We start from the raw sequence: 17821 nt of genomic DNA on the forward strand, positions 1-17821 counted from the left end.
CTCAGGACGCGAGGCCGACCAGACGCAGGGTTTCCGGATCGGGACCCTTGTAGAATGCACGAAGAATGTCATCGGCCGGCGTGAAGCCTGCCTGTGCAAAGATCGTGGCCGAGGATCGCAGCTTCAGCGCATCGATGGCGCCCAGCACGTCCTCGGGCCTCGCCTTGGCCTGCATCAGCATGGCCGCCGTCGCCTCTTCCAGACGCGGGAGAAGGATCGGGTGCGCCAGATAGGCCTGCGCCTCCTTCAGCCCGTCCAGACCGTAGAACTGTGCCATGTCGGACCGGCCAAGGCCGCGCAGTTGCGGAAACACGAACCACATCCAGTGCGACCGCTTGCGCCCCGCGCGCAGTTCCTGCACCGGTTCGGGCCAGATGCGGTCCTGCGCTTCGACAAATCGTTCCAAGGTCATGATGCGTCCTCCCGCCAGAGGATCTAGCGGGAGGTGTCGGTCTTACCAGGAGGTAAGGACCGTGCCTTGGTATTCCTTCTCGATGAAGGCCTTCACTTCGGGGCTGTGATACGCCTCGACCAGCTGCTTGGCCCAAGGCTTGTCCTGATCGCCGTCGCGCACGACGATGATGTTGACATAGGGACCTTCGGCGCTTTCCATCGCGATCGCGTCTTCCTTCGGGTTCAGGCCCGAGGCGGAGGCGTAGTTCGTGTTGATCAGCGCCGCGTCCAGATCGGCGAGCGAGCGGGGAAGCTGCGCCGCGTCCAGTTCCTGGAAGCGGAAGTCGCGCGGGTTTGCCGTGATGTCCAGCGGCGTCGGCGTCAGGCCCGCCTCCGGGTCCACCGTGACCAGACCCAGCTGCTGCAGCACAAGAAGCGCGCGGCCGCCGTTCGTCGGATCGTTCGGGATGCCGATCGTGGCGCCGTCCTCCAGATCCTCCACCGATTTCAGCGTGTCGGAATACAGGCCCATCGGCGTGGTGATCGTGGTGGCCAGCGTCACCAGATCAAAGCCGCGATCCTTGATCTGGTTGTCCAGATAGGGCTGGTGCTGGAACGAGTTGGCCTGGATGTCGCCATCCGCCAGCGCCTGGTTCGGGATGACGTAGTCCGAGAATTCGACGATGTCGATGTTCAGGCCCATGGGCTCGGCGACCTTGGCCACCTGCTCCATGATTTCGCCATGTTCGCCGGGCGAGACGCCGACCTTGATGTCTTCGGCAAAGGCGGCGCTGGCCAGCAGGCCGAACGCGAGGGTGATGGGGAACAGACGCATGGGTTTCCTCCGGGTTGAAAGTCAGTGACCGCGATTGCGGGGGGCGCGGCGGTCCACGCGGCGGGCCAGCCATTCGCCCAGCGATTGCACCAGTTGCACTAGAACGATCAGGATGACGACAACGGCCAGCATCACCTCGGGCATGAAGCGCTGATAGCCGTAGCGGATGCCGAGATCGCCGAGGCCTTCGCCGCCCACCGCGCCGACCATGGCCGAAAAGCCGATCAGGCTGACGGCGGCAAGGGTCATGCCCAGCGTGATCGCGGGCAGCGCCTCGGGGACCAGCACCTTGCGGATGATCTGGAAGGGTGTGGCGCCCATGGCGCGCGCGGCCTCGATCAGACCCGCGTCCACCTCGCGGATCGCGTTTTCCACAAGGCGCGCGATGAAGGGGATGGCGGCCAGCGTCAGCGGCACGATGGCGGCGGTGGTTCCGATGGAGGTGCCCGCGATCATCCGCGTGAAGGGGATGATGGCGACCACGAGGATGATGAACGGGATCGACCGTGTGGCGTTGACCACCAGCCCCAGCACCCGGTTGATCAGGGGCGAGGCCAGAAGTTCGCCCCGACGCGAGGTGGCGAGGTAGACGCCGAGCGGCAGGCCGAACAGCGCGCCCAGAAGGCCCGAGATCGCGACCATGTAGAGCGTTTGCAGCGTGGCTTCGGTCAACAGGTGGATCAGGTTAGAGGACATGGCCCAGAACCTCCGTCAGCAGGTGGTGGCGTTCCAGATAGGCGCGCGCTTCGGCCGCGCGATCCATGGGCAGGGACACCAGAAGGTTTCCGAAGGGCCGTGTGCCGATCTCCTCCACCGCGCCGGCGAGGATGTTGACGGGGATGCCGAGGTCGGAGGTCAGGCGGGCCAGCATCGGGTCGGTCGCGTGGGCGCCGGCGAAGGTGATGCGGATCACCTCCTGCGTGGCATCCTGAGCGCTCGGCAGCAGGCGTCCGGCGATGAAGGCGGGGAGGGTGACGCCGGTCACGCCCGACAGGAAGCTGCGCGTGGTCGGGTGCTGCGGACGCGCGAAGATGTCGTAGGTTTCCCCTGCCTCCACGATACGGCCGCCTTCAATGACGGCGACGTGGCTGGCGATGTCGCGCACCACGGCCATTTCATGCGTGATCAGCAGGATGGTCAGGCCAAGGTCGCGGTTGATGTCGGCCAGAAGGCGCAGCACCGTTTGGGTGGTTTCGGGATCGAGCGCGGAGGTCGCCTCGTCCGACAGCAGCACCTTGGGCTGTGTGGCCAGCGCCCGGGCGATGCCCACGCGCTGCTTCTGCCCGCCGGACAGTTCCGCCGGATAGCGGTCGGCCAGCGGACCAAGCTCCACCCGCTCGATCAGGTCGTTGACGCGGGCGCGCAGAGCGTCGCGCGGGGTGCCCGCGATTTCCAGCGGCAAGGCCACGTTGTCGAACACCGTGCGCGAGGATAAAAGGTTGAAGTGCTGGAAGATCATCCCGACCTCGCGCCGGATGCGGCGCAGGTCGCCCCCCCGCGCGCGGCCGACATCCTGCCCGCCCACGGTGACGGTGCCAGAGGTCGGCTGTTCCAGCCCGTTGACCATGCGCAGCAGCGTGGACTTGCCCGCGCCCGACCGCCCGATGATCCCGGTGACGGAGCCTGCGGGCACGTCCAGGGACACCCCTTCCAGCGCGGTGACCAGACCACCACGCTTCGGGAAGGCCTTGCCCACCTGATCAAAGGTGATCGCCGCACCCGTTGCCGTCATCCCGCCCTCCTGTTCGCGTCGAAGCGTTGGATAAACATGATACGGTGCGGGCGTGCAAGGGAAGGAATTTCCCTTGTTCAGCCGTTGCGCCAGGCGGATACAAAAGCGCGGGCGTTGGCGCGCACCTCCTGCGCCCCCATTCCGGGTTTGTAGAGCGCGGATCCGAGGCCGAAGCCTGCCGCGCCTGCCGCGCGCCACGGACCCATGTTGTCGGGCGCGATGCCGCCGACGGGCAGGAAAGGCACGTCCTTGGGGAACACGGCGCGCATGGCCTTCAGGACGGAAGGCGACTGCGCCTCGGCCGGGAACAGCTTCAGCCCGTCAGCGCCTGCGGCCAGCGCGGCAAAGCCTTCCGTCGGGGTGGCGATGCCGGGGGTGCAATACAGGCCCGCCGCCTTGGCGGCCGCGATCACCGCCGTGTCGGCATGGGGCATGACGACGATCTTTCCCCCCGCTTCCGCCACCCGGTTGGCGTCTTCGGGCGTCAGCACGGTGCCCGCGCCGCACAGCAGCCGATCCCCGAACTCCAGCGCCAGGCGGCGCAGGCTTTCGAACGGGTTGGGGGAGTTCAGGGGCACCTCGACGATGGCGAAGCCTTCGTCCGCCAAGGCCTGCGCGATGGGCAGGATTTCGTCGGGGGCGACGCCGCGCAGGATGGCGATCAGCGGCAGGCGGTCAAGCCAGGTGGACAGCGTCATGGGCGTCTCCTTCGATCAGGCGGGCGGCGCGGGCGATCTGCCACAGCCCCGCGATGGCGGTGTGTTCGATGGTGCGGGCGTCGGGCAGGCCAAAGGCCGCCAGTGCCTGCCGGTAACGGCCGACAAGGGCCGGCGCACCGATCAGGACGGGCGTGTCCTTCGGCTGCAGCAGGCCTTGGGCCGAGGCAATCTCCGCGCCAATGATCAGGCCGGACAGGTAGTCGAGGCTGCTGGACGCCGGCCGGTCCCCCAGCAGAACGCCGGAGCGGGCGGAGAACAGGCGCGACGGCAGATCGCCTTCCCTCGCGGCGTCCAGCCCTTGGGCGAAGGCGGCGTCATCCTCACCCGGCGTCTTTGCCAGCCGCCCGAGGATGGAATGCTCCTTCAGCACGGCGAACAGCTCTCCGGTCATGAAGGTGGTGAAACCCTGAATCCGACCATCGCGGATGGTGACCCATTTCGAATGGGTTCCGGGCATCACCAGATGCGCGCCGGGCCGCAGGGTTGGGTGCAGGGCAAGGGCCCCCGCGATCTGGGTTTCCTCCCCCCGCATGACGTCGGCGGGGTGGCGCTGCGACACGCCGGGCACGATGTGCAGCCCGTGTTCGGGCAGGGCGACCATGGCACCCGCCAGCTCCTCGGGCCCGGCGGGGCAGGACAGGTAGGGCGCTTCCTTCCACCCTTGCGCGGACCCGATCATGCCGCAGGCCAGCGCGGGCAGATCCGGATGGTCCGCGCGCCACGGTCCGATGATGCGCTGGAAGGCGGCGGCGAAACCGTCCTTCACATGCATGATGCCTTCGGGACTTTCGCGCTGGTCCAGCACCTGTCCCCGTGCGTCCAGGCACCAGGCGCGCAGCGAACTCGTGCCCCAGTCGAGGGCGATCAGCGTGGCGGTCATGCGGGGTCCTTCCAACCGATGCGGTACGAGATATCGGCCGCCGCGCGACGCAGGCGCGGGGCGAGGGCGGTCATGCGCTCCCTGTCCATCCAGGGTTCGGCCGCGGCGACGCTGAGGGCGCCGACAATGCCGCCGGAGGCGTCCCGTATGGGGGCGGCGACGCAATGGACGGCCAGTTCGTTCTCGGCCAGATCAAAGGCGACGCCCGCCTGCCGCGCGGTCCGCATGGCCGCGTGCCACGCCTCCCACGGCAAGGGCGCCCCACCGGCCGTGGGGGAGGAGCGGGCCAGATCGAACAATCGCCGCCACTCGCTCTCCTCCATGTCCAGCAACAAGGCCTTGCCCACCCCGGTCAGTGCCATGGGCATCCGCGCGCCGACCCGCGACCGCAATTCGTATCCGCGCTGCCCGCTGATCTTGTCGAGGTAGAGGACCTCGTCCCCCTCGGGCTGGACCAGATGGACGGTGTCCCGAACCTCGGCGGCCAGCCGCTCCAGCACCTCCCGCGCAGCGGAGACGAGGGATATCTGCTCCCGCGCCTGAAATCCCAGCTGGATCAGCCGTGGTCCAAGCCGGTAGCTGTCGGCGTCATGGCGCAGGAAGCCTTCACGCACCAGCGCCGCCGTCAGCCTTTGGGTCGTGCTGCGGGTCAGGCCAGTGCGTTGGCCGATGGCGCCAAGGTCGGTCGCGCCCTCGGCCACAGCCTCGATCACACGCAGCCCGCGTTCCAGCGTCTGCACGCCGGAGGATATGTCTGTTCCCGCCTTCATGTGCATCAGGATAGCCAAGGAACCCGATGTGTCAATATGCAGGTGTATGACCCACAATGTAGGTATTGTCGGCGGGGTTGCGGAGGGGCGTCCGGATAGGCAAGTCTCTCCCTCACAGCGAGAAAGGTGATGAACATGAGCGATGCCTACCAGCCCCCCCGCATCTGGACCCCACCCGCCAATTCCCCCGGCCTGAACCGCGACACCGCCGGCCCCCGCACCGAGGTGGAACTGCCCATTGGTCAGCACCCGCTTCAGCTGTATTCCATGGCCACGCCCAACGGGGTGAAGGTGACGATCCTGCTGGAGGAGCTGCTGGCCGCCGGACATTCGGGCGCGGAATACGACGCGTGGCCGATCCGCATCGGGGAAGGGGAGCAGTTCGGCTCCGGCTTCGTGGGCATCAATCCCAATTCGAAGATCCCGGCCCTGCTGGACCGCAGCGGCACCGAACCGGTCAGGTTGTTCGAATCCGGGTCCATCCTGTTGTATCTGGCCGAGAAGTTCGGCGCCTTCCTTCCGGCGGCGCAGCGGACCGAGACGTTGAACTGGCTGTTCTGGCAGATGGGTTCCGCGCCCTTCCTGGGCGGCGGGTTCGGGCACTTCTACGCCTACGCGCCCGAGAAGCTGGAATATCCGATCAACCGTTACGCGATGGAAACCCGTCGTCAGCTGGACGTCCTGAACCGCCAATTGGCGGATCGTCCCTTTGTGGCCGGTCAGGAATATTCCATCGCCGACATGGCGATCTGGCCGTGGTATGGCGCGCTGATGCGGGGCGACCTGTACGGTTCGGCCGCCGAGTTCCTGTCGGTGCAGGAATATTCCCATGTTCGCCGCTGGTCGGATGACATTGCGGCCCGTCCGGCTGTGCAACGCGGCCGCCGCGTGAACAAGTTCTGGGGCGATGAGGCGGAACAGGTGCCCGAACGGCATTCGGCCGCGGATCTGGACTGACCTTTCGGCGGGCCGCGCCTATTCAGGCGTGGCCACCACGGCGGCGCGGTCCCCGGCAAACCAGATCTGGCCATATTCGATGGCCAGCCCGCCGATGTCGATATTGGTGAAGGCGGAACAAAGAACCGGCCCGCCTTCTTCGACACCAAGATGAAGAACATGGACGGCGGTGGCCCGCACCGCCGTGACACGCGTTTCCCCGCGGAAGCGCTCGATCCCGTGGTGACGCAGCGCCTTGTCCAGAGGAACACCTTCCGCCATCAGGGCGGGCAGGTCGGGAAACAGGTCGGCGGGGCATACGGACTGGCACAGGGCCACCGGCACCCCTTTCATCACGTTTAGCCCGTCGATCACATGCACGGCGGTCTGGGGCCGCAGGCCCAGGGCGCTCGCCTCGGCCGGGCTCGCCGGACGCGTGTCGATCGACAGCACCGTCATGTCCGGCCGCTTGTCCAACGGATACAGCAGCAGACGGTCCGAGGCCGAACCGGCCACGGTGTCGGACCGCTTCTCAACCGACAGGACATGAAGGGTCGGGCGTTGGTGTTCCGACGCCTTGGTGTCGCTGTGGGGCCAGAGGACGGTGCGCCTCATCTTGTGAACCTGATGTGAAGGGAAAGAATTGTGTGAAGTCGTGATTAAAACTGTATGAAGAAGAAGCTTCCTCTGCAAGCTACAGTTGATCCCCCGTCAGATCGGATAACGGCGCAGCAGATGGAACATGCCGTCCTGATCCTCTTTCACAAGGCAGATGGAGTCGATCCCGAATTCCGACGGAAGCACCGGCTGAACCATGGGCTCCACCGCTTCGGGGGCCAGATCGCAGGAACCGGTCAACGTCATGTGGAAACGAAATTCCTCCATCACGAAGGGATAGCCCCAGCGGTCCAGCAGCGCGCGCTGGTTCGGGGTCAGGCGATCGGGTTTGCGGCGGGCAATGTCGGCCTCGGTCAGCGGCCTGCGGAACGGCTCCAGAAAGCTGACGATCAGGGACGCCATGTCGTTCAGGGCCGTCTGGTCGCCTTGCGGCACCAGCGCAAGGAAGGATCCGAGGCGTTCCAGCTTCAGGCTGCCCGGCCAGACGGGGCGAAGCCGGCGGGCCAGATCGGCCACCGCCACGTCCAGATCCTTTTCCGGGCCCAGCAGATGGAAAGGCGCCTTCAGGGTCGCGTGCAGGCCATATTTCCGCGGCTCTGCCACAAGGGCATCAACGGAAAGCGGGTGGGACAGGCGGACACCCGCCTCCGGATCCCAACCCAGCCATTCCGCGCCGAAGCGGGCCAGGGGACCCGGCGGGGGCATGTAGTATATGGCATAGCGAGTCATGGCACGATCTTTGCTTGGGCTGTTTCTTCACAAAGCACGGGCGCGCGGACGGTTCCATGCGCCGCGCGGTCGCAGCTTTTCCCGAGACGAATGACACGGACGAACGCCGAGGGACGCGCCGCCATCCGGACGTCAACAGCCTGCGGGATCATCCCTTCAACTCGGATAGAAGCAACGCCTTCAGCCGAACGGCCAACGAGGACAGCGTCCGGTTCCGCATCTCGATCAGGTAATAGGGCGGCACGATCACGGGCTCGGCCAGGTCGAGGCTGGCGAAGCCCGCCCCCTGCGGCGCGGCGAACAGGGTCACCACCTCTTGCGCCAGTGGCGCGATGGCGTTGGACTCCGCCAGCAGCGCCATCATCAGCAGCACGGAACTGGTGGTGATGATGTTGGCGGGCGGCAGGGCCCCGCGCAGGGCCATCGCCTCTTCCACCGCCTGGCGAATGGGGGCCGGATGTTCCTGGATGATCCATTCGTGCCGCGTCAGCGAGGTAAGGGGAATGTCACGCAGGGTTGCGAGCGGATGATCCCGGCGGGTCAGGAAGCTTACCGTCTCGGTCCCTGCCGGATGAAGGACGAAGTCGCGGCGGGGCAGGTCGGTCGGCAGGCGCGCGATCACGAAATCGAAATCCCCGCTCATCAGCCCGCGCATCAGGGCGGCGGAAGGCGCCACCTCCACCGCGATCTTGGCGTCGGGAGCGAGGCCCCGCAGCTGCCAGATGGCGGGCACGAGATACCCCACCGCCGGCCCGGTGACGGATCCCACGCGCACGTTGCCGCTGCGCCCCAGATGCAACTGCTCCACCTCGGAGGATAGGTCGTGCATCTCCACCGTCATTGCATGGGCATGCCGGGCCAAGATGCGGCCCATTGGCGTCAAGGTCATGCCCTTGGAGGTCCGCTCGAACAGGGGCGCGCCCACGATCTTCTCGATCTCCGACAACATGCGCGAGGCCGCGGGCTGCGTCAGCGCCAGGATGGAGGCCGCGCGTTGCAGTTGACCATGCTCGGCAATGGCGGCGGCCAGTCGCAGCTGCTTCAATGTCAGGTTGAAAATGTTCGGCTTCATTTGCATACCAAAATCGATATGCAGATCGCCGTCAATGTAATTTGATTGCTATGCGCGATTTGGACAGTGTGCACGCATAAACCCGGTTGTGGAGGATCGGGTGTTTGGAGGTTATTCATGAAACGGAAGTTGTTCGCGGCCGTTGCCGCGATGAGCGTCTCGCTGTTCGCGCTGGAAGCCGCGGCTCAGGACAAGGGCCTTGTCGGCATCGCCATGCCCACGAAATCCTCGGCCCGCTGGATCGACGATGGCAACAACATGGTCAAGGCGTTGCAAGAAGCCGGCTACGAGACGGACCTGCAATACGCTGAAGATGACATCCCCAACCAGCTGTCCCAGATCGAGAACATGATCGTGAAGGGCGCTGACGTTCTCGTCATCGCCTCGATCGATGGCACGACGCTGTCGAACGCGCTGGAAAACGCCGCCGCCGCCGAAATCCCGGTCATCGCCTATGACCGCCTGATCAACGGCACGGAAAACGTCAGCTATTACGCCACCTTCGACAACTTCCAAGTGGGCGTCCTGCAGGCCACCAGCCTCGTGAACGGCCTGAAAGAGCGTTTCCCGGACGTGAAGCCGTGGAACATCGAATTGTTCGGCGGCAGCCCGGACGACAACAACGCCTTCTTCTTCTACAACGGCGCGATGTCGATCCTGCAGCCGCTGATCGACGACGGTTCGATCGTGGTCGGTTCGGGCCAGATGGGCATGGAAACCGTCGGCACGCTCCGCTGGGATCCGGCGGTCGCGCAGTCGCGCATGGACAACATCCTGTCGGCCGCCTATTCGGACAAGCAGGTCCATGGGGTGCTGTCGCCTTATGACGGGCTGTCGATCGGGATCCTGTCGTCGCTGAAAGGCGTGGGCTACGGTTCGGGCGACATGAAGATGCCGATCGTGACGGGTCAGGACGCCGAAGTGCAGTCCACCAAGTCCATTCTGGCCGGCGAGCAGTACTCCTCGATCTTCAAGGACACCCGTGAACTGGCCCGCGTGACCGTGGGCATGGTCGACGCCGTCCTGTCGGGTTCGGAGCCGGAGATCAACGACACCGAAACCTACAACAACGGCGTGAAGGTCGTCCCCTCCTATCTGCTGGAGCCGGTCGCCGTGGACAAGTCCAACATCGAGAGCGTCCTGATCGAGTCCGGTTACTACACCGAAGACCAGATCAAGTGATGCCGGCGGCCCCGCCCCTGGCGGGCGGGGCACCCTTCGGGAGACAGCTATGACAGCCATCATGGAAATGCGGGGGATCACCAAGACGTTCCCCGGCGTGAAGGCGCTTGACGACGTGAACCTCGTCGTTCAGCCGGGAGAGATCCACGCGATCTGCGGCGAGAACGGTGCGGGCAAATCCACCCTGATGAAGGTGCTGAGCGGGGTCTATCCCCACGGAAGCTATGACGGCGAGATCCTGTTCGAGGGTCAGCCCATGGCGTTTCGCGGCATTCAGGACAGTGAAGACAAGGGCATCATCATCATCCACCAGGAGCTGGCGCTTGTCCCGTTCCTGTCGATCGCGGAAAACATCTTCCTCGGCAACGAGGTGGCGAAGAACGGTCACATCGACTGGCCCGAAACCTACAAGCGGACGGCCGACGTGCTGGCCAAGGTGGGCCTGAGGGAGCCTGCCAACATCCCGGTGGGCAAGCTGGGCGTGGGCAAGCAGCAGCTGGTGGAGATCGCGAAGGCCCTGTCCAAGCGTGTGAAGCTGCTGATCCTGGACGAGCCGACCGCCAGCCTTCAGGAAAACGACAGCGAAACGCTGCTGAACCTGATGCTGGAATTCAAGGCCCAGGGCATCACCTCCATCATCATTTCGCATAAGCTGAACGAGATCCGGCGGGTGGCCGACACCGTGACGGTCGTGCGGGACGGCCGCACCGTGTCGACAATGAGCGCGCCGTTCAGCGAGGAGCAGATCATCCGCCAGATGGTCGGCCGTGACATGAACAGCCGCTTCCCCGACCGCGTGCCGAACATCGGTAAGCTGCTGATGGAAGTGGACAACTGGTCCATCCGCCATCCCGAACATGCCGAACGCATGGTCGTGCGGGACGTGTCCTTCAGGGTCCACGCGGGCGAGATCGTGGGAATCGCCGGCCTGATGGGCGCCGGCCGCACGGAAGTCGCGATGAGCGTGTTCGGCCAGAGCTACGGCATCAAGACTGCAGGCACAGTGAAGATGGACGGGGTCGAGGTTGATACGTCGAACGTTCGCCGCGCCGTGGCCGCAGGCCTTGCCTACGTGACGGAGGACCGGAAGGGCCTGGGGTTGATCCTGGACGATCCGATCATCCGCAACACCACCCTGTCGGCGCTTCCCAAGGTGTCAAGGAACGGAGTTCTGGACACGGGGGCCGAACGTCAGGTCGCCGAGGATTACCGCAAGGCCATGGCCATCCGCACGCCGGGCGTGTTCCAGAAGGTGATGAACCTGTCGGGCGGAAACCAGCAGAAGGTGGTTCTGTCCAAGTGGCTGTTCACCGATCCGAAGGTGCTGATCCTTGATGAACCCACGCGCGGTATCGATGTCGGCGCGAAGTTCGAGATCTACACCATTATCAACGATTTGGCCGCGCAAGGCCGGGGCGTCGTCGTCATCTCCTCCGAGATGCCGGAGCTTCTGGGCCTGTGCGACCGCATTTATGTCATGAACGAAGGGGCGTTCGTCGGCGAACTTGCACGCGAGGACGCGTCGCAGGAACGCATCATGTCGATGATCGTCAAGGGGAAGGAAGAACATCATGGCCGCGTCGCCTGAAGCGCCCGGGCTGGGCAGCTATTTCCGCAACAACCTGCGCGAATACGGAATTCTCGTCGCGCTGGTCGTGATCATGGGGTATTTCCAGTTCGCCACCGGCGGCGTGCTGATGCGCCCCGTCAACCTGACCAACCTGTTCCTGCAGAACAGCTACATCATCATCATGGCGCTTGGCATGCTGCTGGTGATCGTGTCGGGGCATATCGACCTGTCGGTCGGCTCCGTCGCGGGCTTCGTGGGAGGGCTTGCGGCCGTGATGCTGGTGCACTGGCACTGGCCCGTGGCCCTTGTGATCCCAGTCTGCCTGATGGCCGGTGCGGCGATCGGGGCAGCGCAGGGCTATTGGGTTGCCTACTGGAAGATCCCCTCCTTCATCGTGACGCTGGCCGGGATGCTGGTCTTCCGCGGTCTGGCCCTGTGGTGGCTGGAAGGCGCGTCGGTCGGTCCGTTCCCGCGCAGCTTCCAGGCGCTGTCCACGGGCTTCGTGCCGGACCTGTTCGGCGAAGGCAAACCGAACGTCACCGCGCTGGTGCTGGGCTGCCTTGCGGCCGCGACGCTGGTGTTCCTGTCGGTCCGCGCCCGCAACCGCCAGAAGAAATACGGGATCGAGGATGAGCCTTTCGTCATCTTTGCCGCAAAGAACGCGATGATTGCCCTGGCGCTGGTCTTCATCTCGTACCTGCTGGCCACCTACCGCGGCTTGCCAAACGTGCTGATCACGATGGCGGTGCTGATCTCGGCCTACACCTTCCTGACGCAGTCCACGACGCTGGGACGCCGCATCTATGCCATCGGCGGCAACGAAAAGGCGGCCAAGCTGTCGGGCATCAACACTGAACGCCTGACCTTCCTGACCTTTGCCAACATGGGCATGCTGGCGGCGCTGGCGGGACTGGTCTTCGCGGCACGCCTGAACACCGCCACGCCGAAAGCCGGCGTCGGGTTCGAGCTGGACGTGGTCGCGGCGGTCTTCATCGGCGGCGCGTCGATGTCGGGTGGTGCGGGCAAGATTGTCGGCGCGGTGATCGGCGCCTTCATCATGGGCGTGATGAACAACGGCATGTCGATCATGGGCATCGGCATCGACTATCAGCAGGTCATCAAGGGCCTGGTGCTGCTGGCGGCCGTGATCTTCGACGTCTACAACAAGAACCGGCAGGGGTAAGGCCATGCATCTGAGCCAACTGAAGTCCGGCGGTGTCGTCGTCCGCGTCGACACCACCACCCGGCTGATCCCCGGCGTGACGATCTTCGATCTGGCCAGCGAGGCCATCCGCGCGCAACGCTCGTTGCTTTCGGTCATCCCCAAGGGGGGGGAGGAGGTGGATCTTCCCGCCCTGGCCGCGCAAGGCAAGCTGGACGTGCCGCTGCGCCATCCCGAACCCGCCCGCATGTTCCTGACCGGGACTGGCCTGACCCATACCGGGTCGGCCAGCGCCCGCGACGCGATGCACGCGACTGAAGGCCTGTCGGACAGCATGAAGATGTTCCGCATGGGTCTGGAAGGCGGCAAGCCCGCCCAAGGCGTCGGCGTGCAGCCGGAATGGTTCTACAAGGGCACGGGTGTGCAGGCCGTGGCCCCCGGCGATCCCCTGACCTCCCCCGCCTTCGCGCTGGACGGGGGGGAGGAGCCGGAGATCGCGGGCTTCTACATCATCGGGCCGGGCGGCGTGCCGCATCGCGTGGGCTTCAGCCTTGCCAACGAATTCTCGGACCACGTGACGGAACGGATCAACTACCTGTTCCTGGCCCATTCAAAGCTGCGCCCCGCGTCCTTCGGGCCGGAGCTGCTGGTGGGGGATCTTCCGCCGGACATTCGCGGCACTTCACGCATCCTGCGCAACGGCGCCCCGATCTTCCAGGCGGAGTTTCTTTCGGGTGAGGCAAACATGAGCCATTCGATCGCCAACCTCGAACACCACCACTTCAAATACGCCACCTTCTGCCAGCCGGGCGATCTGCACGTCCACATGTTCGGCACGGCGACACTGTCCTTCGCGCAGGGTGTCCAGACTGAACCGGGCGACGTGTTCGAAATCTCGGCCCCGGAATTCGGGCTGCCCCTGTCGAACCCCCTTGCAGCGGGAAGGGAGGACGCGACGCGGCCCGTCGCCGTGTCGGTGCTGTGACGGCCCACTACCCCGATCTTGCCGGGCGCGTGGCGCTGATCACCGGCGGCGCGACCGGCATCGGCGCCGCCATGGTGGAGGCGTTCGCCCGGCAGGACGCCATCGCCTGCTTTGTCGACATCGCCGAAACGGAGGGGCGGGCCCTGTCCGCCCGGTTGGCGAGGGAAGGGTATCAGGCGCCCTTCGTGCGCTGCGACCTGACGCGGACGCGGGATCTGCAATCGGCGATCCTGTCGCTGGCGCAGGATCACGGGTCGATCGCGATCCTGATCAACAACGCCGGCAACGACCGTCGCCACACGCTGACCGACCTGACGCCCGAAGGCTTCGACGCGCTGATGGCCGTCAACCTGCGGCACCAGATCTTCGCGGCGCAAAGCGTGGCCCCGATGATGCGGGAAGCGGGGGGCGGGTCGATCGTAAACTTCGCCTCCATTTCGTGGATGATTGGCGGCGCTGAATATCCGGTCTATGCCGCAGCCAAGGCCGGGGTGCACGGGCTGACCCGGGCACTGGCCCGCGAGCTGGGCCGGGACCGCATCCGGGTCAACACAATCAGCCCCGGCTGGGTGATGACCGATCGCCAGCGCCGGTTGTGGGTGGACGATGCCGGGCGCGCCCGCATTGCCCGCAGCCAGGCGCTTCCCGATGAACTTCTTCCCGAGGACATCGCCCAGATGGCGCTGTTCCTCGGTTCCGACGCGTCGCGCATGTGCTCGGCGCAGAATTACATAGTAGACGGAGGCTGGACATGACCGGCTTTACACCCAAACCCTGGCCCCGGCAGCTGCGTTCGCAGCATTGGTACGGCGGCACCTCGCGCGATACGATCTATCACCGGGGCTGGATGAAGAACCAGGGCTACCCGCACGACCTGTTCGACGGGCGCCCCGTAATCGGCGTCCTGAACACCTGGTCGGACCTGACGCCGTGCAACGGCCACCTTCGGGAACTGTCCGAAAAGGTGAAGGCCGGCATCTGGGAGGCCGGCGGCTTCCCGGTGGAGGTTCCGGTCTTTTCCGCGTCGGAAAACACCTATCGCCCGACGGCGATGATGTATCGCAACCTGGCCGCCATGGCGGTGGAGGAGGCGATCCGCGGCCAGCCGATGGACGGCTGCGTGCTGCTGGTCGGCTGTGACAAGACCACGCCCAGCCTGATCATGGGCGCGGCCTCGGTCGATCTGCCGTCCATCGTGGTGACGGGCGGGCCGATGCTGAACGGCTATTTCCGCGGCGAACGCGTCGGCTCCGGCACCCACCTGTGGAAGTTCTCCGAAATGGTGAAGGCCGGAGAGATGACGCAGGCCGAGTTCCTGGAAGCCGAGGCGTCCATGTCCCGGTCCTCGGGGACGTGCAACACGATGGGCACCGCCAGCACGATGGCGTCGATGGCCGAAGCGTTGGGTATGGCCCTGTCGGGCAACGCCGCGATCCCCGCCGTGGACAGCCGCCGCCGCGTGATGGCGCAGATGTCCGGCCGCCGCATCGTGCAGATGGTGAAGGACGACCTGAAGCCGTCCGACATCATGACGCGTCAGGCGTTCGAGAACGCGATCCGCACCAACGGCGCCATCGGCGGATCGACCAATGCGGTCATCCACCTTCTGGCCATGGCCGGCCGCGTGGGCATCGACATCAGCCTGGACGACTGGGACCGGCTGGGCCGCGACGTGCCGACCATCGTGAACCTCATGCCCTCGGGGAAATACCTGATGGAGGAGTTCTTCTATGCCGGCGGTCTGCCGGTCGTCATCAAGCGGCTGGGTGAGGCGGAGTTGCTGCACAAGGACGCGCTGACCGTGTCCGGCCAGTCCATCTGGGACGAGGTGCAGCACGTGATCGGCTATGACGGCGACGTTATCCTGCCGGTGACCCAGCCTTTGGCTCCGCATGGCGGCATCGCGGTGCTGAAGGGCAACCTCGCGCCAAAGGGTGCGGTCCTGAAGCCGTCCGCCGCCAGCGCGCACCTGATGAAACATCGCGGCCGCGCCGTCGTGTTCGAGGACATCGACGACTACAAGGCCAAGATCAACGACGAGGCGCTGGACATTGACGAAACCTGCGTGATGGTCCTGAAGAACTGCGGTCCCAAGGGCTATCCCGGCATGGCCGAGGTGGGCAACATGGGCCTTCCGCCCAAGGTGCTGCGCAAGGGCATCACGGACATGGTGCGGATTTCGGACGCGCGGATGTCGGGCACGGCCTACGGCACCGTGGTCCTCCACACCTCGCCCGAGGCGGCGGTGGGTGGCCCGCTGGCCGTGGTTCGCAACGGCGACATGATCGAGCTGGACGTGGAGGCGCGCCGTCTGCACCTGGACATTTCCGACGAGGAACTGGCCGCGCGTCTGGCCGCATGGCAGCCGGTGGTGGAGCCGCCGACCGGAGGATATGCCCATATTTTCCACGCCCACGTGCAGGGCGCCGACACGGGGGCCGACTTTGACTTCCTGCGCGGATGCCGCGGGTCGGCGGTCGGCAAGGACAGCCACTGAACAAAAAGGAGGATGTCGATGATCCACAACCACACACGTTGCGAACTGGGGGAGGGAGCCTTCTGGCACCCCAAGCGCGCCGAGTTCTTCTGGTTCGACATCCTCTCGCACCGGCTCTATGGCGAGGGGCGGCACTGGGACTGGGACGAGCCGGTCTCGGCCGCGGGCTGGATCGATGTGGACCGTCTTCTGGTTGCGTCGGCCAGCGCCCTTTGGGTGTTGCACCTGACCACGGGGCACCGGCACCGGGTGCAGGATCTGGAAGCGGACCGGCCGGACACCCGCAGCAATGACGGCAAGGCCGACCCCTGGGGCGGCTTCTGGATCGGCACCATGGGCCGCAAGGCCGAAGAGGGGCAGGGCGCCATCTATCGCTGGCACGGGGGCGAGCTGCGCAAGCTGCACCCCGACATCACGATCCCCAACGCGATCTGCTTCAACGCCGGCGCGCATCTGGCCTATTTCGCGGACACAAAGGCGCAAACGGTGTTCCGCCAGCCGCTGGATCCCGCGACCGGCTGGCCCTTGGCCCCGGCCGAGGTGTTTCTGGACCTGACGGATCAGGGCCTTTTCCCCGATGGCGCGACCTTGGACGCTGAAGGCCGGCTGTGGCTGGCCCAGTGGGGTGCGGGCCGCGTGGCCTGCTATGGTCCGGATGCCGGATACCTGGGCGAGGAACGCTTCCCTGCCACCCAGATTTCCTGTCCAGCCTTTGGAGGTGTGGACATGACGGAGCTTTTCGCAACCTCTGCCCTTGAAGGAATGGACGACGAAATGCGGGCCAACGAACCGCATGGCGGCAAGACCTTCCGCCGCGCTGCCCGCCTGAACGATCAGCCCGTGCGGGGCGTGCCCGAACCGTCGGTCATCCTGCCCCGTTGAACGGTCATTCCCCTGTCAGGCGCGCAAAGGCCGCCATCAGGTTGCGTTCCGACACTCCCAGATAACGTTCCAGTTCGCCGGCGGCGGCGGGGCCGTCCCCTGCCTCCAGCCGCTGCAGGATGTCGCGATTGCGCTGGATGTAGGGGGCGTGCAACTCCTCGGGGCTGCCAAGAAGGCCAAAGGCCAGCCGCATCTCCGCCACCACCTGCGCGAAGAAACGGTCCAGCCGCGGGCTGTCGGCCAGTGCCACGATCGCCGTGTGGAACTCCATGTTGGCGCTGCCCACGCCACGCCAGTCGCCCTGCGCCTTCAGTCCTTCCGCCTTGTCCACGGCCGCGTGCATCTTCACCACGGCGGCGTGGCGCGGCCAACCTTGGGCCAGCGCCGGAATCTCGATCAATCGGCGCACGCGATAGATGTCGAGGATGGCGGCCATGGACGGCGTGGCCACGAACACCCCGCGGTTGGGTTCATGCCGCAGCAATCCGTCGCGCGTCAGAAGGCGGAACACCTCGCGCAGCGTGTTGCGCGAAATCCCAAGCTCCGCCGCCAGCCGCGTTTCGGACAGGCGCAGGCCGGGCGTCAACTCCCCCCCGATGATGCGGTCGCGCAGGGAAAGGGCCACCTGTTCGGCAAGGCCGGAAATGAGGTCGTGCGCGGTCATGGTCATCCTTCGGGTGCAACGTTCTGGCAGATAGCGCGGATCGACAACAGGAACCAAGAGGCGAGTTATTTTCCTTTGCCCGCTTTTTCATCGCTTCGGCACGGTTTCGGTCAATAGCTGCAAAAATCGTTGAACAATGTTGTCCCGCGTGTAGTGTCAGGTTGCGGTTCCACGGGAGGGGGATCTTTGTGGTCC

At 65.6% G+C, this 17821-nt stretch carries 19 protein-coding genes; 8 read left to right on the forward strand and 11 right to left on the reverse strand.

The features are described 5' to 3' along the window. Position 1: 1 nt before the first annotated feature. The 7 genes from ACSHZY_RS11365 to ACSHZY_RS11395 form a co-directional block, all read right to left on the reverse strand. A complete protein-coding gene (locus ACSHZY_RS11365) occupies positions 2 to 412 on the reverse strand; it encodes a DUF1810 domain-containing protein (protein WP_435169185.1) in 411 nt (136 codons plus the stop codon). Between the two features lie 42 nt (positions 413 to 454). After that, positions 455 to 1228: a MetQ/NlpA family ABC transporter substrate-binding protein gene (locus ACSHZY_RS11370; protein ID WP_435169187.1), complete on the reverse strand. Its 774-nt coding sequence runs from the start codon at positions 1226 to 1228 to the stop codon at positions 455 to 457. A gap of 21 nt (positions 1229 to 1249) precedes the next feature. After that, a complete protein-coding gene (locus ACSHZY_RS11375) occupies positions 1250 to 1924 on the reverse strand; it encodes a methionine ABC transporter permease (RefSeq protein WP_435169189.1) in 675 nt (224 codons plus the stop codon). Beyond that, entirely contained in the window at positions 1914 to 2960 is a 1047-nt protein-coding gene (locus ACSHZY_RS11380) for a methionine ABC transporter ATP-binding protein (protein ID WP_435169191.1), read from the reverse strand. The genes ACSHZY_RS11375 and ACSHZY_RS11380 overlap by 11 nt, the downstream gene beginning before the upstream one ends. 77 nt (positions 2961 to 3037) lie before the next feature. Next, positions 3038 to 3658, reverse strand: a complete 621-nt coding sequence (locus tag ACSHZY_RS11385; protein WP_435169193.1) for a 2-dehydro-3-deoxy-6-phosphogalactonate aldolase — start codon at positions 3656 to 3658, stop codon at positions 3038 to 3040. Then, a complete protein-coding gene (locus ACSHZY_RS11390; protein WP_435169194.1) occupies positions 3636 to 4559 on the reverse strand; it encodes a 2-dehydro-3-deoxygalactonokinase in 924 nt (307 codons plus the stop codon). Before ACSHZY_RS11390 ends, ACSHZY_RS11385 begins: the two co-directional genes overlap by 23 nt. Beyond that, a complete protein-coding gene (locus tag ACSHZY_RS11395) occupies positions 4556 to 5329 on the reverse strand; it encodes an IclR family transcriptional regulator (RefSeq protein WP_435169196.1) in 774 nt (257 codons plus the stop codon). The genes ACSHZY_RS11390 and ACSHZY_RS11395 overlap by 4 nt, the downstream gene beginning before the upstream one ends. Before the next feature lie 135 nt (positions 5330 to 5464). On the opposite strand from ACSHZY_RS11395, the gene yghU reads away from it, so the two are divergent. Continuing rightward, entirely contained in the window at positions 5465 to 6286 is an 822-nt protein-coding gene (gene yghU, locus ACSHZY_RS11400) for a glutathione-dependent disulfide-bond oxidoreductase (RefSeq protein ID WP_435169198.1), read from the forward strand. Positions 6287 to 6304: 18 nt separating this feature from the next. On the opposite strand, the gene ACSHZY_RS11405 is transcribed toward yghU, so the two are convergent. From ACSHZY_RS11405 to ACSHZY_RS11415, 3 genes are all read right to left on the reverse strand, one after another. Next, positions 6305 to 6880, reverse strand: coding sequence for a GntR family transcriptional regulator (locus ACSHZY_RS11405; protein WP_435169200.1), 576 nt, complete (start codon positions 6878 to 6880; stop codon positions 6305 to 6307). Between the two features lie 96 nt (positions 6881 to 6976). After that, entirely contained in the window at positions 6977 to 7612 is a 636-nt protein-coding gene (locus ACSHZY_RS11410) for a DUF1045 domain-containing protein (protein ID WP_435169202.1), read from the reverse strand. Positions 7613 to 7760: 148 nt separating this feature from the next. After that, positions 7761 to 8684, reverse strand: coding sequence for a LysR family transcriptional regulator (locus tag ACSHZY_RS11415; protein WP_435169203.1), 924 nt, complete (start codon positions 8682 to 8684; stop codon positions 7761 to 7763). A 150-nt stretch (positions 8685 to 8834) separates the two neighbouring features. On the opposite strand from ACSHZY_RS11415, the gene chvE reads away from it, so the two are divergent. Genes chvE through ACSHZY_RS11450 form a run of 7 tightly spaced genes read left to right on the forward strand, consistent with a single transcriptional unit; the run spans position 8835 to position 16962 of the window. Beyond that, positions 8835 to 9866 carry a multiple monosaccharide ABC transporter substrate-binding protein gene (chvE, locus tag ACSHZY_RS11420; RefSeq protein WP_435169417.1) on the forward strand — a complete coding sequence of 344 codons (1032 nt, stop codon included), beginning with the start codon at positions 8835 to 8837 and terminating at the stop codon, positions 9864 to 9866. A gap of 49 nt (positions 9867 to 9915) precedes the next feature. Next, the gene (gene mmsA, locus ACSHZY_RS11425; protein ID WP_435169205.1) at positions 9916 to 11454 is read left to right on the forward strand and encodes a multiple monosaccharide ABC transporter ATP-binding protein; all 1539 of its coding nucleotides are present in this window, start codon (positions 9916 to 9918) and stop codon (positions 11452 to 11454) included. Continuing rightward, complete coding sequence (gene mmsB, locus ACSHZY_RS11430; RefSeq protein ID WP_435169206.1) at positions 11438 to 12619, forward strand: multiple monosaccharide ABC transporter permease; 1182 nt, start codon at positions 11438 to 11440, stop codon at positions 12617 to 12619. Before mmsA ends, mmsB begins: the two co-directional genes overlap by 17 nt. 4 nt (positions 12620 to 12623) lie before the next feature. Then, positions 12624 to 13583 (forward strand): AraD1 family protein, encoded by a 960-nt coding sequence (gene araD1 / locus ACSHZY_RS11435; RefSeq protein ID WP_435169208.1) that lies wholly within the window; start codon positions 12624 to 12626, stop codon positions 13581 to 13583. 29 nt (positions 13584 to 13612) lie between these two features. Then, complete coding sequence (locus ACSHZY_RS11440) at positions 13613 to 14338, forward strand: SDR family NAD(P)-dependent oxidoreductase (protein WP_435169210.1); 726 nt, start codon at positions 13613 to 13615, stop codon at positions 14336 to 14338. Next, a complete protein-coding gene (gene araD, locus ACSHZY_RS11445; RefSeq protein ID WP_435169212.1) occupies positions 14335 to 16080 on the forward strand; it encodes an L-arabinonate dehydratase in 1746 nt (581 codons plus the stop codon). The genes ACSHZY_RS11440 and araD overlap by 4 nt, the downstream gene beginning before the upstream one ends. Before the next feature lie 12 nt (positions 16081 to 16092). Continuing rightward, entirely contained in the window at positions 16093 to 16962 is an 870-nt protein-coding gene (locus ACSHZY_RS11450) for an SMP-30/gluconolactonase/LRE family protein (RefSeq protein ID WP_435169214.1), read from the forward strand. A gap of 4 nt (positions 16963 to 16966) precedes the next feature. Here ACSHZY_RS11450 and ACSHZY_RS11455 read toward each other — a convergent pair whose 3' ends face one another. Continuing rightward, positions 16967 to 17632, reverse strand: a complete 666-nt coding sequence (locus ACSHZY_RS11455; RefSeq protein WP_435169215.1) for a GntR family transcriptional regulator — start codon at positions 17630 to 17632, stop codon at positions 16967 to 16969. Between the last annotated feature and the right edge of the window lie 189 nt (positions 17633 to 17821).

Source organism: Falsirhodobacter sp. 1013 (assembly GCF_051195255.1).
Lineage (GTDB): Bacteria > Pseudomonadota > Alphaproteobacteria > Rhodobacterales > Rhodobacteraceae > Falsirhodobacter.

What these genes read in the sequence shown, in the direction of transcription:
- ACSHZY_RS11375 (WP_435169189.1), bottom strand. Translation starts at nt 1,924, where the DNA reads ATGTCCTCTAACCTGATCCACCTGTTGACCGAAGCCACGCTGCAAACG.
- ACSHZY_RS11370 (WP_435169187.1), bottom strand. Translation starts at nt 1,228, where the DNA reads ATGCGTCTGTTCCCCATCACCCTCGCGTTCGGCCTGCTGGCCAGCGCC.
- ACSHZY_RS11395 (WP_435169196.1), bottom strand. Translation starts at nt 5,329, where the DNA reads ATGAAGGCGGGAACAGACATATCCTCCGGCGTGCAGACGCTGGAACGC.
- mmsA (WP_435169205.1), top strand. Translation starts at nt 9,916, where the DNA reads ATGACAGCCATCATGGAAATGCGGGGGATCACCAAGACGTTCCCCGGC.
- yghU (WP_435169198.1), top strand. Translation starts at nt 5,465, where the DNA reads ATGAGCGATGCCTACCAGCCCCCCCGCATCTGGACCCCACCCGCCAAT.
- ACSHZY_RS11390 (WP_435169194.1), bottom strand. Translation starts at nt 4,559, where the DNA reads ATGACCGCCACGCTGATCGCCCTCGACTGGGGCACGAGTTCGCTGCGC.
- ACSHZY_RS11450 (WP_435169214.1), top strand. Translation starts at nt 16,093, where the DNA reads ATGTCGATGATCCACAACCACACACGTTGCGAACTGGGGGAGGGAGCC.
- ACSHZY_RS11410 (WP_435169202.1), bottom strand. Translation starts at nt 7,612, where the DNA reads ATGACTCGCTATGCCATATACTACATGCCCCCGCCGGGTCCCCTGGCC.
- araD (WP_435169212.1), top strand. Translation starts at nt 14,335, where the DNA reads ATGACCGGCTTTACACCCAAACCCTGGCCCCGGCAGCTGCGTTCGCAG.
- ACSHZY_RS11385 (WP_435169193.1), bottom strand. Translation starts at nt 3,658, where the DNA reads ATGACGCTGTCCACCTGGCTTGACCGCCTGCCGCTGATCGCCATCCTG.
- chvE (WP_435169417.1), top strand. Translation starts at nt 8,835, where the DNA reads ATGAGCGTCTCGCTGTTCGCGCTGGAAGCCGCGGCTCAGGACAAGGGC.
- ACSHZY_RS11405 (WP_435169200.1), bottom strand. Translation starts at nt 6,880, where the DNA reads ATGAGGCGCACCGTCCTCTGGCCCCACAGCGACACCAAGGCGTCGGAA.
- mmsB (WP_435169206.1), top strand. Translation starts at nt 11,438, where the DNA reads ATGGCCGCGTCGCCTGAAGCGCCCGGGCTGGGCAGCTATTTCCGCAAC.
- ACSHZY_RS11455 (WP_435169215.1), bottom strand. Translation starts at nt 17,632, where the DNA reads ATGACCATGACCGCGCACGACCTCATTTCCGGCCTTGCCGAACAGGTG.
- araD1 (WP_435169208.1), top strand. Translation starts at nt 12,624, where the DNA reads ATGCATCTGAGCCAACTGAAGTCCGGCGGTGTCGTCGTCCGCGTCGAC.
- ACSHZY_RS11415 (WP_435169203.1), bottom strand. Translation starts at nt 8,684, where the DNA reads ATGAAGCCGAACATTTTCAACCTGACATTGAAGCAGCTGCGACTGGCC.
- ACSHZY_RS11380 (WP_435169191.1), bottom strand. Translation starts at nt 2,960, where the DNA reads ATGACGGCAACGGGTGCGGCGATCACCTTTGATCAGGTGGGCAAGGCC.
- ACSHZY_RS11365 (WP_435169185.1), bottom strand. Translation starts at nt 412, where the DNA reads ATGACCTTGGAACGATTTGTCGAAGCGCAGGACCGCATCTGGCCCGAA.